This window comes from Neorhizobium sp. NPDC001467 (assembly GCF_050275975.1).
Lineage (GTDB): Bacteria > Pseudomonadota > Alphaproteobacteria > Rhizobiales > Rhizobiaceae > Neorhizobium.
This window is the reverse complement of the sequence record NZ_JBNNPS010000016.1, coordinates 31,716-45,847: the sequence shown is the minus strand read 5'-3', so window position 1 is coordinate 45,847 and position 14,132 is coordinate 31,716. Positions and strand designations below refer to the sequence as shown.

General features: G+C 61.3%; 15 protein-coding genes. 8 read left to right on the top strand and 7 right to left on the bottom strand.

The genetic code is table 11. The features are described from left to right. Positions 1 to 236 precede the first annotated feature (236 nt). The 6 genes from ACQKKX_RS20415 (at position 237) to ACQKKX_RS20390 (ending at position 6,018) form a co-directional block, all read left to right on the top strand. The gene (locus ACQKKX_RS20415) at positions 237 to 1,169 is read left to right on the top strand and encodes a glutaminase (RefSeq protein ID WP_427573452.1); all 933 of its coding nucleotides are present in this window, start codon (positions 237 to 239) and stop codon (positions 1,167 to 1,169) included. A 198-nt stretch (positions 1,170 to 1,367) separates the two neighbouring features. Beyond that, the gene (locus ACQKKX_RS20410; protein WP_427573450.1) at positions 1,368 to 1,868 is read left to right on the top strand and encodes a flavin reductase; all 501 of its coding nucleotides are present in this window, start codon (positions 1,368 to 1,370) and stop codon (positions 1,866 to 1,868) included. Positions 1,869 to 2,005: 137 nt separating this feature from the next. Next, a complete protein-coding gene (locus tag ACQKKX_RS20405) occupies positions 2,006 to 2,992 on the top strand; it encodes a threonine ammonia-lyase (protein WP_427573448.1) in 987 nt (328 codons plus the stop codon). Between the two features lie 248 nt (positions 2,993 to 3,240). Then, entirely contained in the window at positions 3,241 to 5,475 is a 2,235-nt protein-coding gene (locus tag ACQKKX_RS20400; RefSeq protein WP_427573445.1) for a methyl-accepting chemotaxis protein, read from the top strand. Positions 5,476 to 5,602: 127 nt separating this feature from the next. Further along, positions 5,603 to 5,782, top strand: a complete 180-nt coding sequence (locus ACQKKX_RS20395) for a hypothetical protein (RefSeq protein WP_427573442.1) — start codon at positions 5,603 to 5,605, stop codon at positions 5,780 to 5,782. Positions 5,783 to 5,805: 23 nt separating this feature from the next. After that, positions 5,806 to 6,018 (top strand): hypothetical protein, encoded by a 213-nt coding sequence (locus ACQKKX_RS20390; RefSeq protein WP_427573440.1) that lies wholly within the window; start codon positions 5,806 to 5,808, stop codon positions 6,016 to 6,018. A gap of 66 nt (positions 6,019 to 6,084) precedes the next feature. On the opposite strand, the gene ACQKKX_RS20385 is transcribed toward ACQKKX_RS20390, so the two are convergent. The 3 genes from ACQKKX_RS20385 to ACQKKX_RS20375 are packed head-to-tail and all read right to left on the bottom strand — an operon-like array spanning position 6,085 to position 9,431. Next, complete coding sequence (locus tag ACQKKX_RS20385; protein ID WP_427573437.1) at positions 6,085 to 7,152, bottom strand: HlyD family secretion protein; 1,068 nt, start codon at positions 7,150 to 7,152, stop codon at positions 6,085 to 6,087. Between the two features lie 34 nt (positions 7,153 to 7,186). After that, positions 7,187 to 8,989, bottom strand: coding sequence for an MFS transporter (locus ACQKKX_RS20380; RefSeq protein ID WP_427573435.1), 1,803 nt, complete (start codon positions 8,987 to 8,989; stop codon positions 7,187 to 7,189). Then, positions 8,976 to 9,431, bottom strand: a complete 456-nt coding sequence (locus tag ACQKKX_RS20375; RefSeq protein ID WP_427573432.1) for a MarR family winged helix-turn-helix transcriptional regulator — start codon at positions 9,429 to 9,431, stop codon at positions 8,976 to 8,978. Before ACQKKX_RS20375 ends, ACQKKX_RS20380 begins: the two co-directional genes overlap by 14 nt. A 149-nt stretch (positions 9,432 to 9,580) precedes the next feature. Between ACQKKX_RS20375 and ACQKKX_RS20370 the strand changes: the two genes are divergently transcribed. Both ACQKKX_RS20370 and ACQKKX_RS20365 read left to right on the top strand, forming a co-directional pair. After that, on the top strand, positions 9,581 to 10,018 hold the full coding sequence (locus ACQKKX_RS20370) for an HD domain-containing protein (protein ID WP_427573429.1): 438 nt from the start codon (positions 9,581 to 9,583) through the stop codon (positions 10,016 to 10,018). Between the two features lie 145 nt (positions 10,019 to 10,163). Then, a complete protein-coding gene (locus tag ACQKKX_RS20365) occupies positions 10,164 to 10,397 on the top strand; it encodes a hypothetical protein (RefSeq protein ID WP_427573427.1) in 234 nt (77 codons plus the stop codon). Between the two features lie 61 nt (positions 10,398 to 10,458). On the opposite strand, the gene ACQKKX_RS20360 is transcribed toward ACQKKX_RS20365, so the two are convergent. The 4 genes from ACQKKX_RS20360 to proV all read right to left on the bottom strand — a co-directional run bounded on the left by ACQKKX_RS20360 (position 10,459) and on the right by proV (position 13,958). Next, positions 10,459 to 10,716, bottom strand: coding sequence for a helix-turn-helix domain-containing protein (locus ACQKKX_RS20360; RefSeq protein ID WP_427573425.1), 258 nt, complete (start codon positions 10,714 to 10,716; stop codon positions 10,459 to 10,461). A 92-nt stretch (positions 10,717 to 10,808) separates the two neighbouring features. Beyond that, entirely contained in the window at positions 10,809 to 11,717 is a 909-nt protein-coding gene (locus ACQKKX_RS20355; protein ID WP_427573422.1) for a glycine betaine ABC transporter substrate-binding protein, read from the bottom strand. A gap of 64 nt (positions 11,718 to 11,781) precedes the next feature. Continuing rightward, positions 11,782 to 12,675: an ABC transporter permease gene (locus ACQKKX_RS20350; RefSeq protein WP_427573420.1), complete on the bottom strand. Its 894-nt coding sequence runs from the start codon at positions 12,673 to 12,675 to the stop codon at positions 11,782 to 11,784. 50 nt (positions 12,676 to 12,725) lie between these two features. After that, complete coding sequence (gene proV, locus ACQKKX_RS20345) at positions 12,726 to 13,958, bottom strand: glycine betaine/L-proline ABC transporter ATP-binding protein ProV (RefSeq protein WP_427573417.1); 1,233 nt, start codon at positions 13,956 to 13,958, stop codon at positions 12,726 to 12,728. Positions 13,959 to 14,132: the final 174 nt, after the last annotated feature.

Sequence of the window (14,132 nt, the reverse complement as noted above, 5' to 3'; positions counted from 1 at the left end):
TCGCGACTGATGCCTTCGATATAGCCTGACATTGCCACCTCCGATCGACGAAGATGATTCTACATCAGGATTGCGTTTTTACACAGCCTCGGCCCCTTGCAACAATAACCGTGCCTCGGGTGCGTCGCGCCGCGGATCAGCGCCAACCCGGTTGCGCAACCGCCGGCGATCGGCCAATAACGGCATCCTATGCTTGGCCGATCTTGGCCGCACGGGTTCACGAAGGGACGCGTTTCATGGCGGATCTGCAGGCCATCCTCAATGACATCCATGCCGAGCTTTCCCCGCGTCTGGGAGAGGGCCGGGTCGCCGATTACATTCCTCATCTTGCCCATATCGACCCGCAGAAATTCGGCATGTCGCTAATTACCGTCGATGGTGCCGTCCACAGGGTCGGCGATAGCGACGAGCCCTTTTCGATCCAGAGCATTTCCAAAGTGTTCACTCTCACGATGGCGCTCGGCAAGCACGGCGAGACCACTTGGAACCGTGTGGGCCGCGAACCGTCGGGTTCTGCCTTCAACTCCATCGTCCAGCTCGAAAACGAAGGCGGGAAACCGCGCAACCCTTTCATCAATGCTGGGGCGATCGCCGTCAGCGATCTGGTTCTTGCCGGTCACACGCCGCGCGAGGCGATCGGGGAGATTGTTCGTTTCGTCCGCTATCTGGCCGATGACGACACCATCGTCATCGATCCGGCAGTGGCAAGATCGGAGGAAGCGACCGGTTTCCGCAATGCGGCGCTTGCCAATTTCATGCGCGCGTTCGGCAAACTTACCCACCCGGTCGACCATGTCCTCGGCGTCTATTTCCATCACTGCGCGCTGGCCATGACCTGCACCCAGCTTGCCCATGCCGGCCTGTTTCTTGCCGCCGGAGGCACGAATCCGCTGACGGGTCTTTCGGTCGTATCCAGCCAGCGGGCACGACGCATCAATGCGCTGATGCTGACCTGCGGCCATTATGACGGTTCCGGCGAGTTCGCCTATCGCGTCGGTCTGCCGGGCAAGAGCGGTGTCGGCGGAGGGATTTTAGCCGTTGCACCGGGAAAGGCGGCCGTCACGGTCTGGTCGCCGGGGCTCAATCACAACGGCAATTCGCTGCTGGGTTCGCTGGCGCTGGAAATGCTGGCCGCGCGCACCGGCTGGTCGGTTTTCGGGCCGGCGTGACGTCGTCGATGCGTCAGCAGCGGCCGCCGTTTGCCGCCGTTTGACGGATGACGACGGCCAAGCGTGAAAACCTGCCCGGGTCTCAGTCGGTCTATTGCGCTTTTCGCCGTGGGCGGTAGGTATGACACGGGCGCGACAGATCGCCTTCTCGCTTCGCCACGCGGGATTTTCGCGTGTGTAACGGAATTTGGAGTTGGAATGACGCTGCAGGAGGATGAAGAGACGGCAAGACTGGCTTTTCGCGATGCGATGTCCCGACTTGCGGCGGCCGTGCATGTGGTTACCACCGATGGCCCCGCCGGACGCGCCGGTTTTACGGCCTCCGCCGTCACCAGCGTTACCGATACACCGCCGACGCTTCTCGTCTGCCTCAACCGCGCAAGCTCGGTCGCCGGCCTGTTCGAGGAAAACCAGGTTTTGTGCGTCAACACGCTTTCGGCCCGGCATGAGGCGCTGTCGCGCGCATTCGGGGGCGCAACGCCTCAGGACGACCGGTTTGCAGCCGGCGACTGGACGGCGGACGATAGTGGCGCCCCGGTGCTGAAGGATGCCCTGGTGTCCTTTGATTGCCGTATCGAAAATGCGGTCGCCAGTGGCACGCATCACGTTCTCTTCTGCCAGGTTCTGGGCATGCGCATCGGCGCGGCGGAGGACGAGGCGCTGGTTTATTTCAAACGTGGCTATCACCGGATCGCCTAATCTCTCCCGTCAGGGTTGATTTCCCGCTTGCCAGCGCAAGGGCGAGGCCCCACAGTGTACTGCGGTGCTTGCATACCGTAGCCTGGCGATGACAATCGTTCGGCCGTCTGTCGCTCAGTGAAATTTTCCGGGTACCCATGACTGACATCGCAATGATCCACGCGGCGAGAGACAGGATGGGCAACCATGCCGTCCGCACGCCGCTTCTATCCTCGCCCTTTCTGGACGAAATTGCCGGACGGCGTCTCTTCGTGAAGGCCGAATGCCTGCAGCAGACGGGATCGTTCAAGTTTCGCGGGGCCTGGTCTGCGATTTCAGCGCTCGACAAGGAGGCCCGCCACAAGGGCGTGATCGCCTTCTCTTCGGGAAATCATGCGCAAGGGGTGGCGCTTGCCGCCCGCATGCATGGCATACCGGCCGTGATCGTCATGCCATCGAATGCACCCCGCATCAAGATCGACAATACTCGCGCCTATGGTGCCGATGTGGTGCTCTACGATCGTGCCACGCAGAATCGCGACGAGATCGCGCAACATTACGTGAGCGACCGGGGGTTGACGCTGGTGCGCCCGTTCGATGATCCGCAGGTGATTGCCGGACAGGGCACGGTCGGGCTTGAGATCGCCGAACAGGCGCGTGACATGGGCATTGCCGTGGCGGAGGTTCTCGTGCCCTGCGGCGGCGGCGGATTGAGTTCCGGCGTTGCACTGGCGCTGGAAGCGGTCGCGCCGGGGTTCACGGTACGCACGGTAGAACCGGAAGGGTTCGACGATACGGCACGCTCTTTGGTTTCCGGTCGGATCGAGCACAATGCCGGTATGACCGGATCAATCTGCGACGCGGTGCTCAGCCCGTCGCCGGGCGAAATCACTCTGCCGGTGATGCAGCGCCTGTGCGGCTCGGGCCTCATCGTCAGTGATGACGAAGCTATGCAGGCCATGGCCCTTGCCTTCCTGCGACTGAAAATCGTCATCGAACCGGGTTCGGCGGTGGCGCTCGCTGCAGCGCTTTTTCGGCCCGAGGCGATCGCGGCCGACACCTTGATCGCCATTGCATCGGGTGGGAATGTCGATGCCGACCTGTTTCAGGAAGCGCTGCGGCGGTTTGGCGGTTCTACCGGCTGATCATCTCCGAGCTTCCGTTCTCCCTAGCAAGCCGTTATCCGACAATCATTTATACTTCGGCGCCGCAGTAAAAATGCTGCGTCGCACAAAAAGAAATCGAATTTATATCTTTGTGTGGAGCGTAGATTAGCGGAAATTTAGTCAATATTGAACATTGATCTTCAAGGCGGATCGACAACGGTTCGCGATGGATATCGGATCGGCCCAGATCACGGGTACTGTGCGCCGGTCCCCTTGGGGACATTGTCATGAAACTTTCGGTTCGCAATCTGCTGGTCGCTGTTTTCGCGGTTCTCAGCCTCACCGTCATGGGCCTCATGGCCCAGCAATTGCTGCGGCAGATCGAGACGCAACGCGTTTCCAGCCAGCTTGCGCATCTCGCATCGCTCGACAAGGCGCTGTTTGATGCCCTTCTGGGTCTGCGTGGCGAGCGCGGCGCCATCAGTTCGGCCGCCAAGCTTGAACCGGCCGACATGGCCTCGACCCGTAAGAATATCGATGACGGGCGCCGCGATCTCGATGCCGGCTTCAAGGCTGCCGGGGCGGTGATCGATACGGTCGAGCCGGCGAGCCTGAAAGCGGGGCTCGGGCCGATCCTCGACGGTTACACGAAATGGCTGGATATGCGCAGCAAAGTGGACGCAGCGCTCGCCATGCCGGTCAAGGACCGCGATGCCGCCATTGCCAAGGGCGCGCTCACCCTGGCCGACCAGATGCTGGCTGATCTCGAAAAGGCATCCTATCAGGTCGAGGCGGTGATCAATGCCCGCGGCCCGGCAATGATCATGTTTACCCAGCTGCGCTCGCTGGCCTGGACCTCTCGCACGCAACTCGGCGCTGCCAATTCCTCCATCATTGGCGCGATCATCTCCAAACAGCCGCTCGCGGCCGACAAGCTTGCCGAACTCGCCGTGCAGGATGCGCGCGTCTTTCTGGCCTGGGACGTGATCTCGCAGATCGTAGCAAGCGACACCACGCCGGCCGCGATCCGCGATCTGCACAGGGTCGCGCAGAACACCTATTTTTCCGGCGCCTATGCCGAGCAGAAGGCAGCCGCCATCAAGCAGTTCCAGGCCGGCCAGCCATTCGCCATGAATGTCGATGATTGGCGCAAGCCGGCTGCACCGGCGCAGGCCTCGCTTGCTGACATTGCATCCGCATCGCTGAAGGAGATGACGGCCCTGACGGCCGCCAATGCCGCAGCCTCGCTCCGGTCCATCCTCGTCTATGGCGCTGCCACGCTCGTCGCGCTGGCACTGTCGGTGGTCGGATTCTCCACCATCATCTTCCGTATCGCCAATCCGATCACCGCGCTGACCGGCGCAATGCGCAAGCTGGCCGCCGGCGATCTGTCTGTCACCATTGCCGGTGCCGCTCGCAAGGATGAGATCGGCGATATGGCGCGTGCGGTCGAAGTGTTCCGCGAAGCATCGCTGCACAACCGCGAACTGGAAGCCGATGCCGTCCGGTCCCGCGAAGCGGCCGAGGCCGAGCGCGTCGCATTCCAGAAACGTGCCGAAAGCGAGGCCGAAGCGCGGCTGACACAGGCAACATCCGGTCTTGCCACCGGCCTGCGGCGTCTGGCAGCCGGCGATCTTCTGTGTGAGATCAACGAAGTGTTCTCACAGCAGTTCGAAGCCCTGCGTCACGACTTCAACAGCTCGGTCCGCCATCTGCGCGAAGCGCTGGAAGGGGTAGCCAAGTCAGCTCTGACGGTTCGCAGCGGCAGCGGCGAGATTTCGACGGCCTCCGACCAGCTCGCAAAGCGCACCGAACAGCAGGCCGCGTCGCTTGAAGAGACGGCCGCCGCGCTGGAGGAGGTCACCACCAACGTCAAGCAGACCTCGGAACGGGCCGCCGAAGCGCGCGAAATGGTCCGTCACGCCAGCACGCGGGCCGGCACGTCGAGTTCCGTGGTTGCGAATGCCATCGATGCGATGGGCAAGATCGAGGCGGCTTCCGTCCAGATCGGCCAGATCATCGGTGTCATCAACGACATCGCGTTCCAGACCAATCTTCTCGCGCTCAATGCCGGTGTCGAGGCTGCGCGCGCCGGGGAAGCCGGAAAGGGCTTTGCTGTCGTCGCCCAGGAAGTGCGCGAGCTTGCCCAGCGCTCCGCCAACGCCGCCAAGGAGATCAAGACGCTGGTCGGCAATTCGGAGGCAGCCGTCATGCAGGGTGTGACGCTGGTCAACGATACTGGCAACGGCCTCAAGGAGATCGCCGATCTCGTGTCCTCGATCAATCAGCATATGGATGCCATCGCCGTTGGCGCCCGCGAACAGGCATCGGGCCTTACCGAGATCAACACGTCGGTCAACCACATGGATCAGGTGACCCAGCAGAATGCCGCCATGGTCGAGGAAATGAACGCGGCCGGCGCCGGACTGGCCGATGAGAGCGCCCGGCTCTCGGCGCTGCTGTCTCGCTTCGACATGAACCAGGGAGCACCCGGAGCGGCATACCGGAACCGTGCCGCCTGAGCGGGCAGACGACGGATACATTCTCAAGGCGGGGTCGGACAGTCCAGTCCGGCCCCGTTTTTTATTGGAACATCTACGCCGGGCGTTGATTAGGTTTCCTGTTAGCGTGAGAAGAAGGAGACCCCCAATGGGTAGCAAACTTCCCCCGACACCCGTCGACAACCTGAGCCACAAGGGCGCAGGTGAGCAAAGCCATTCCGATGTCAGAACCGTCGAGGCCAAATCCGTCGGCAATCCGGCAAAGCAGGGCCAGCAGGGCAATACCAAGGTGAACACGACCCACCAGGGTTACCAGCAGGACCGATAGGACGAAAGGAAGAGGAGGCCACGATGAGCACATCGACCAAAACGCCAGCCAGTATCCGTCAGGGCGGTCCGGGCTCGTCCAAGCAGAACGCCAAGGCGCCGCTTGAGATCAACAAGCCACCGGCCGACGGCGAGGTCCGCGCCAGGAGCAAAGTCTCGGGCGGTGGCGGCGAGCGCGATAGCCACCATACCCGCGATCCGGCCCGCAAAGGCGGCGCGCCACATGCCACGCACTGACGCGTGAACAAATGAACGAGCCCCGCACCGGTTAACCGATGCGGGGCTCTTTCTTGCGGTGGTGGATCAGTTCTTCGCAGCGCTCGCCATGTCGGTGCTGCCCTGCGCCACATCGACACTGGCGATCACCGACATGCCGGGCACGAGTTTCTCCGACAGGGACTGCCCGGCATCGATCGCCACGCGCACCGGGACGCGCTGCGCGACCTTGGTAAAGTTGCCGGTAGCGTTGTCAGCCTTGATGATGGTGAATTCCGAGCCGGTCGCCGGCGCAAACCGTTCGATATGGCCGGTAAAGCTGCGGTGACCAAGCGCGTCGACGGTGAACGCCACCTTCTGGCCTACAGCCATTCCGGCCAGCTGTGTTTCCTTGAAATTGGCCACGACCCAGGTGTGATCGGGAACGATCGAGGTCAGTTGCGTGCCGGCCGAAACATATTGACCGAGGCGGCCCGCGACCTCGCCGAGCGTCCCATCCTGCGGCGCGGTGATGCGGGTATTCTGCAGGTCGATCCTGGCCAGTTCGACTGCGGCTCTCGCACCTTCGACGGTTGCTTCCAGCGATCGACGGCTGACGATGACGGTGTTGAGATCCTGTTGTGCCACCTGTTCTGCCGCTTGCGCCTGATGCACGGCGGCGACCGCCTGGTTATAGGTTGCGCGGTTCCTTTCCGACTCGCTCTGGGTGGCGATGTTCTTTTCCAGAAGCGCTGTGGTGCGGTCGTTGGCAAGGCGGGCGGCATTGAGCGCGGCCTGGGCGCTTTCAACGGCCGCCTTGGCGGAAACGATCTTTGCCTCGGCCGTCTTCTGGCTCTGTTGCGAATTGTCGAGCGCGGCTTCCGCCTGCGCCTGCGTCGCCTTCGCCTGTTCCAGCTTTTGGGTGAAGATGCGGTCGTCGATGCGGGCAATCAGGTCGCCGGCTTTGACCTTCTGATAATCCTGGACCGGCACCTCGACGAGATAGCCTGCCAGTTGCGGGCTGAGCAGGGTGACCTGGCCACGCACATAAGCGTCGCTGGTCGTCTGGACCGAGTTGTGGAAGGGCGGCAGCTGCCAGGTATAGAGGATCACCAGAATGCCGGCGGCACCGGTCAGAAGCGCCACATAGGTGGCAAGAGAGCGAAGGGCGTTCATTGTCTTGTTCTTCTTGAGGTGGTTGTCTTTGAAATCAGGAATTGACGGCCACGGGCGTTGCGGCCGAACGTGGCTTCAGGAACAGGGGGCGGTGTCGCCACGCCATGTGCACACACAGACAGGCAAGCGCGATAAGCGCCATGATCGACGTCATCAGGAAGGCGTCGTTATAAGCGAGCACATAAGCCTGGCTCTGGATCAGTTTGGACAGCTGGCTTGCGCCCTGAATGCTGCGCAGATTGCCGTCCTGCGTCACCCTGGCGAAGGCGGCACCATATTGCTGCAATCGCGCCGTCAGCATGGGGTCGGTCGGGTTGAGCCGTGAAATGATGCGGAACGAGTGGAACTGCTCGCGCCAGGTCACGAAAGAACCGAACAGCGCGCTGCCGAGATAGCCGCCAACCTTCTGGGTGGCGAGGAACACCGCCAGAAAGCTCAGGATGTAGACCAGCCCGCGCTGCAGCGCCGCTGCAAAGCCGACTGCCATTGCCGGCGGCAGGAACAATCCCATGGCGAAGCTGACCAGGAACTGGCTGAAATACATCTGTTCGGGTCGGGTCAGCACGGTCGAGTGACTGTCCATGTAGCTGCCGATGGCCAAGAGCAGAAGCGAGGTCGCATGGATGATCTCCGCCCGTCCGGGCCGCGAAAGCCAGGCGCAGAAAGCGCCGGCGCCAAGCGATCCCAGAAGGATGACCCAGTAAAGGCCCTGCAACTGATCATTCAGCAGACCGAGCTGGCGCAGCATGTTGATGGCACCGCTCGACTGTTCCGACAGGAGAATGCGGAACAGAAGCAGAATGCCGGCAAAATGGATGATTTCCCGCGACGTGATCCAGCGGATATCGATCAGATGATTGCGACGGTTCAGCTCGATGACCGCGCAGATCATGCCGGAGGCCACGCCGACCGCCATCATCCAGCCCAGCCAGGGCGCTTCGGTCCACCAGTAGAGACGGCCGAGCGTCAATGCAGCGGCAAAACAGCCCATTGAGATGGCAAGGAAGGTGAAGCTGACATAGTCCATCCACTGCATCACCTTCATCCGCGGCGCGGCTGTAAGCGGCAGGAGGTAGATGAAAGCGAGCGAGATCAACGACAAGCCAAGTTCCAGCATGTTGAACGTCGCCCAATCTCCAAGATCGAGCAGGCCCGGCGAAAGCAGCCCGGCCACCGGTGTCGGAAGCGCGATCGCCGTCAGCGCCAGCGCCTGGCCGATGGTGAGCTTCTGCTGCGGCGGGAACACTTCGATCATGTAGAGAAAGGCGAGCGACGACAGCGGCGCCGCCGCAGCCCCGGCAAAAAACCGCAGGATCATCGCCGAGGTGAAATCGTTCGCCCACAGGTGTGCGATCGATACCAGCACGTAAATGACAATGGCGATCTCCGCGAAATTGCGGATCCCGTATTGCGCCCGGATCTTGAAGAGAAACAGGCCGAGGCTCGCATTCGGGAATACATAAGCGGCCATCAGCCATGCCGCCTCGTTGGTCGTGACCCCGAGCGGGCCGGCGACCTGCTGAAGGTTGACCGTCAGAAAGGAGAGGCCGAGCCCCTGTGTCAGTGCCACGATGAGGGAGGCCAGCATATAGCCGAGGGCGATCAGGGGCGGTTTGGGGACGAAGGCGGGCGGTGCCGGCACGGCAGAGGGTGCCGGCGCTGAACCAGGCAATTTTACGGCCTCATCTTCTTCGTCCTGGCGGGACGAATTTTCCATGCGGGTGTCCCCGTCCTTGTGCCCGCTCGTGTCACTCTGCGTGTCAGGCTCCGGGGACGCCGAAACGCCGCCGCCGATCTCCTCGCTGGGCTGAGGCGTAGCGGCTTTACGCGGAGACATTCAGGTTCTCCAGGTCGGCAACGCGACCGCTCAGGGACTGTAGCACTTTGGTCAACTCGCGCAGATCGTCCTTATCGATATCGGCAAACACTTCCTGACGCATCTGGTCTGCGATCGAACGGACCATGGTGGCCTGTTCCTCGCCATGGCTGGTGAGCGCAATCCGCTTCACGCGGCGGTCATGTTGGGAGGGCCGGCGCTCGATCAGTCCATTCTCCTCCATCCGGTCGAGCAGACGTACGGTCGTGGCCTGTTCCAGCTCCAGTTCGAACGCGAGTTCCGTCTGCGCCATGTCCGGTTTTTCTGCCAGGCGCCACAGCGCGCGGGCCCTCGGATAGGTCAACCCATGCGCCGTGACGCGCTGGTTGAACGCGGTGCGGATCTTGCGGCTGGCCTTGGTCAGGGCTTCAAGAAACTCGGATTGTGCTTCGGTGTTTTTCATTTGGTCAACTGATAATTAGCGCGCTAACAATGTATGTCGATTAGTTAGCATGCCAACTATTGCATTTCAAGATGATTATCAGGATTGATTCTGGCCCGTGAGAGTGAAATGGATCCCGCTGGACCTTAAGCCAGGAAGGGAACCCGGCCATGCCACTGTCAACGCAACAGGCCCTGAAAAGAGCGCAGGAAATTGCCCACGAGGCGCATAGCGGCCAGTCGAGCAAGACCGGCGGTCCTTTCATCGATCACGTTCGCCGCGTCGCCGAACGGGTGAGCGGCGAGGAGGCGGCCATTGTTGCCTGGCTGCACGACGTGGTCGAAAAGGGTCCCGGCTGGACGTTGGCGCGGCTTGGTGAAGAAGGCTTTTCGCAACCCGTAATCGACGCCGTCGATGCCATGAGCATCCGTCCGCAGGAGGAGTATTTCGATTTCGTTCGTCGCTCCATCAAGAACCCGTTGGCCGCAGGCGTCAAGCACGCCGATCTCAGCGACAATCTCTGGCAGATGCAACAGGTGGGCGGAGACACCAGCAAGTTTGCGCGCGGGCTGAGCATTCTCGCCGAGGCAAAGATCGGCCCGGCATAACCCCGCGAACGGTGCCTCAAGCTTTCCGCTTCGCATGAACACAAGACCAAGTCGCCGTGGCAACCGGTCCTTTTCTGTTGACGGGCGCGTTTTTCGGCCCAATAGACCAACCTCAAGAGACCAGAGACACAGCCGGAGTATGACAGTGAGTGAACCGACAGTCGCGGACGCAACGGACCGCATCTACGAATCCCTGCGGGCGGACAATGTCGATCTCGACCAGCATATCGCCACGCTCAAGGCAGCGCTTGCGCGCGCTGGCGCCAAGGAAGCCATGTTCGACCCGGCGCGGCTGGTGCAGAACAACCGTTCCGGCAGAAAATTGATGCAGGCCTATTTTCGCCAGCGCGGCGTGACGGTCAAATTCTCAAGCGAGTAAGAGCCGAGGGGCGGCGAGGCGGCGATGCGCTTGCGTTAACGGCGGCGTTGCGGTCCGTCGATCAGGGCCAGCGTGGCCCGCTGCCGTACCCGGTCAGAAGCCATGTCGGGCCGACCTCGAGAAGCCGCGCCATCAGCGGCAGACGGTCGGTAGGCGGCGTTGCGCGATCGTTTTCCCAGGACGCCCACGTCCAGGCGGACACCATCAGGAAATCGGCCGCCTCGTCGAGCGTCAGATCGATCGCGTCGCGGGCGAGCGAGATGCGGCCGCCGATCGTGTCGTCGGCTGAAAAATGCGGTTTGCTCCGGTCCTGAGGCATCAAGCACTCCCATCCACAGCCGTCGCGTCTTATGGCATAGGCCTTGCCGCAGATCCGGCAAGGCCCTCGTCAATCCATCAAAGACGGCAAATTCAGCCTTGTTCGCCGACCCAGGTTTTCACCTGATCCGGATGATCCTCGATATACTTGGCTACAGCCTCGTCGTAGGAGGTTTCCTGTGCATTGAACATCGCGGCTTCGAGGTCATCGAGCGGCACTTTCATGCGCGACAGGAATGCCGCGGCCTTGGGGTTCTCTGACTTGAAATCCTTGGAGGCAAGAACGTCGACATGCTCGGCTTCACCCAAGGACTTCTTCGGGTCGGCGATGTAGCGGAGCTTGTATTTACCGAACATCCAGTGGGGGCTCCACGAGGTTGCCACGAACCACTTTTCGCCACGCATCGCACGGTCAACCGTCGTCAGCATGCCGGCTTCACTGGAAATCTGCAGCTTGTAGTCGCTCAGGTCGTAGTCCTTCACAGCCTGCTGCGAAAGGCGCGTCAGGCCAGCGCCCGGATCGATGCCCTGGATCGTCTTGGCAAGCTTTTCCTGAACCTCAGGCTTCTTCAGGTCCTCGATCGAAGCAATCTCGCTTTCCGGGATGTAGGTCGGCACGACCCATCCGAGCTTGGCGCCTTCATAAACGGTGCCGAGCGTCTCGACGCGGTTCTTCACCTTGTCGAAGTAATCGGCATGCGTCTGGGGCAGCCAGGCCATCATCATCGCATCGATATCGCCGCGGCTCACACCCTGATAAAGCGGCGCGACGTCGGTCTGCACCAGTTCAACCTTCTGGCCGAGCTTGTCGGTCATCAGCTTGGCGGCCAGCTTGGTGACGAATTCGGCGTCGGACCAGGCGGCATAACCGAGCTTGACCGTCTTGGTCTCCTGCGCGATCGTCGGCAGGGCAGAACCTGCAACGAGAGCGGCAGCGAGGCCGAGGGTTGCGCCCAGGGTGGCACGACGCGTGGCGCCTGCGGTGAAAAGCGTTTTCAACATGCGTTCTCCTTATGGGAGGTTTGTGATCGCGGGTTCAGCACCCGCATGGTGGCGCAGGTCTGGCTCAGGCGGTGGCCGTTGCCAGTTCTCCGCGCTCGTTCTTCCTGAAAAGCACCTTCCAGAACGGCGCTTTGTAGGCGGCGTCCTTCTGGCCGAGGCTTTGGGTGATACGGTCGAGGATGACCGCAAGGATGACAACGGCGAGGCCGCCTTCGAAACCGGTGCCGACGTCAAGGCGCTGGATGCCGGTCAGAACCGTGTTGCCGATGCCGCCGGCGCCGATCATCGAGGCAATCACCACCATCGACAGCGACAGCATGATCGTCTGATTGATGCCGGCCATGATCGAGGGCAGGGCATTCGGCAGTTGCACCTTGAACAGCAGTTGCGCTGACGTGCAGCCAAAGGCGTTGCCGGCCTCGATGAATTCCTCATGCACCTGACGGATGCCGAGATTGGTCAGGCGTACGACCGGCGGCATGGCGAAGATGACGGTGGCGATCGCGCCCGGCACGGCGCCGAGACCGAAGAACATCGCCGCCGGGATCAGGTAGACGAAGGCCGGCATGGTTTGCATCAGGTCGAGGATCGGACGCACGATCGCGGCGACGGAGTCCTTGCGGGCCATGGCAATGCCGAGCGGCAGGCCGATGAGCATCGCCATCAGGGTAGAGGCGATGACCAGTGCCAGTGTCTCCATCATCGGGCTCCAGAGGCCCATATGGCTGACCAGCCACAGACCGATACCGGTGAGGATGCCGAAGCCGAGGCCGACGCGCCAAAGCGACAGGGCAACGAAGATGGCGATGCCGAGTGGCATCGGGATCGAGACAAGGATGTTCTGGATGCCGGTTGTCACGAAACCGATCATCGCGGCGATGAAATCCAGAGCTGGCGAAAAGTTGTCGAGGACGTAATTGACGGCTGTATCGATGCCGTCACCAATATCGAAATTCATGTCTGTCTCCGGTTATGGGCCGGTTAGAGGAAGAGGCGACGCGGCAGCGATCAGGAGGCGCGATCGAGCGTCTCGAGCAGCATGGATTTGCTGATGGAGCCGACATAACGCTTGTTCTCGTCGATGACCGGAACGGGCCATGGGCTGGCCGCCACTTTGCCGAGCACGTTCGACAGTGACTCGTCCGACGGGATCGGCTCGATCTCGGAGAGGAAGGCGCCGCGATAGGGGTCGGCCACCTTGTCACGCATCTTTTCGACCAGCGAAGACTGGCTGACGACGCCGTGATAGGTTTTGTCGCGGCCAAGAATGATCGCGTATTCGCGGTCGAAATTCTTCATCCGCTCAAGGGCTGCCGCAGCCGTCGTGCCCTGACGCTCGATGATGGTGATCTGCGTCTTGCGGGCAACATCACCGGCCTTGAAGACCTGGGAGACGTCGACATTGCGGAAGAACGAACGGACATAGTCATTGGCCGGGCTCATGACGATTTCGTCCGGCGTGCCCACCTGCACGACATTACCGTTCTGCATGATGCAGATACGGTCACCGATGCGCATGGCCTCGTCAAGGTCGTGGCTGACGAAGACGATCGTGCGGCTATGCTCGGCCTGCAGACGCACCAGTTCGTCCTGCATTTCGGTGCGAATCAGCGGGTCGAGCGCGGAAAACGCTTCGTCCATCAGAAGCACGGTCGGTTCGCTGGCAAGTGCCCGGGCAAGGCCCACACGCTGCTTCATGCCGCCGGAAAGCTGATCCGGCATGCTGTCGGCATAGCCGTCGAGACCGACAGCCTTCAGTGCAGCCATCGCCTTTTCCTTGCGCTCAGCCTCGCCAATGCCCGCGACCTCAAGACCGAAGGCGGCGTTGTTGAGAACGGTACGGTTCGGCAGAAGCGCAAAGGACTGGAACACCATGCTGATCTCGCGGCGACGCACGTCGATCAGCTCCTTGCGCGACATTCTGGTGATGTCCTTGCCGTCGATTTCGATAGAGCCCGAAGTCGGTTCGATCAGACGGTTCAAAAGGCGAAGAAGGGTGGATTTGCCGGATCCCGACAGGCCCATGATGACGAAGATCTCGCCGGCCTTGATGTCGAATGTGGCATTGTTGACGCCGACCGAACAGCCGGTCTGGGCGTGAATTTCCGATTTCGTCTTGCCGGCGCGGACCATGTCCAGCGCCTTGTCGGGGCGCTCGCCGAAAATCTTGTAGACGTTGTTGATACTGATCTTGGTCGAAGCCGGCTCTGCCGACACGTCATTTTCAGTTGTAAAAGCCATACATTTATGGGCCCGGGCTCGATAGCGCGAGCATGCTCCTATGCTGATAAATCCTCCGGAAAGAGCAGCGATGCTAAACTTTCCGCAAGTTTTATATTCTATCGTATTGCACGCGGCGTCTTATCGATCAGCATAGATGCCGACACACGGACTATACTTCGCGTATATCCATTG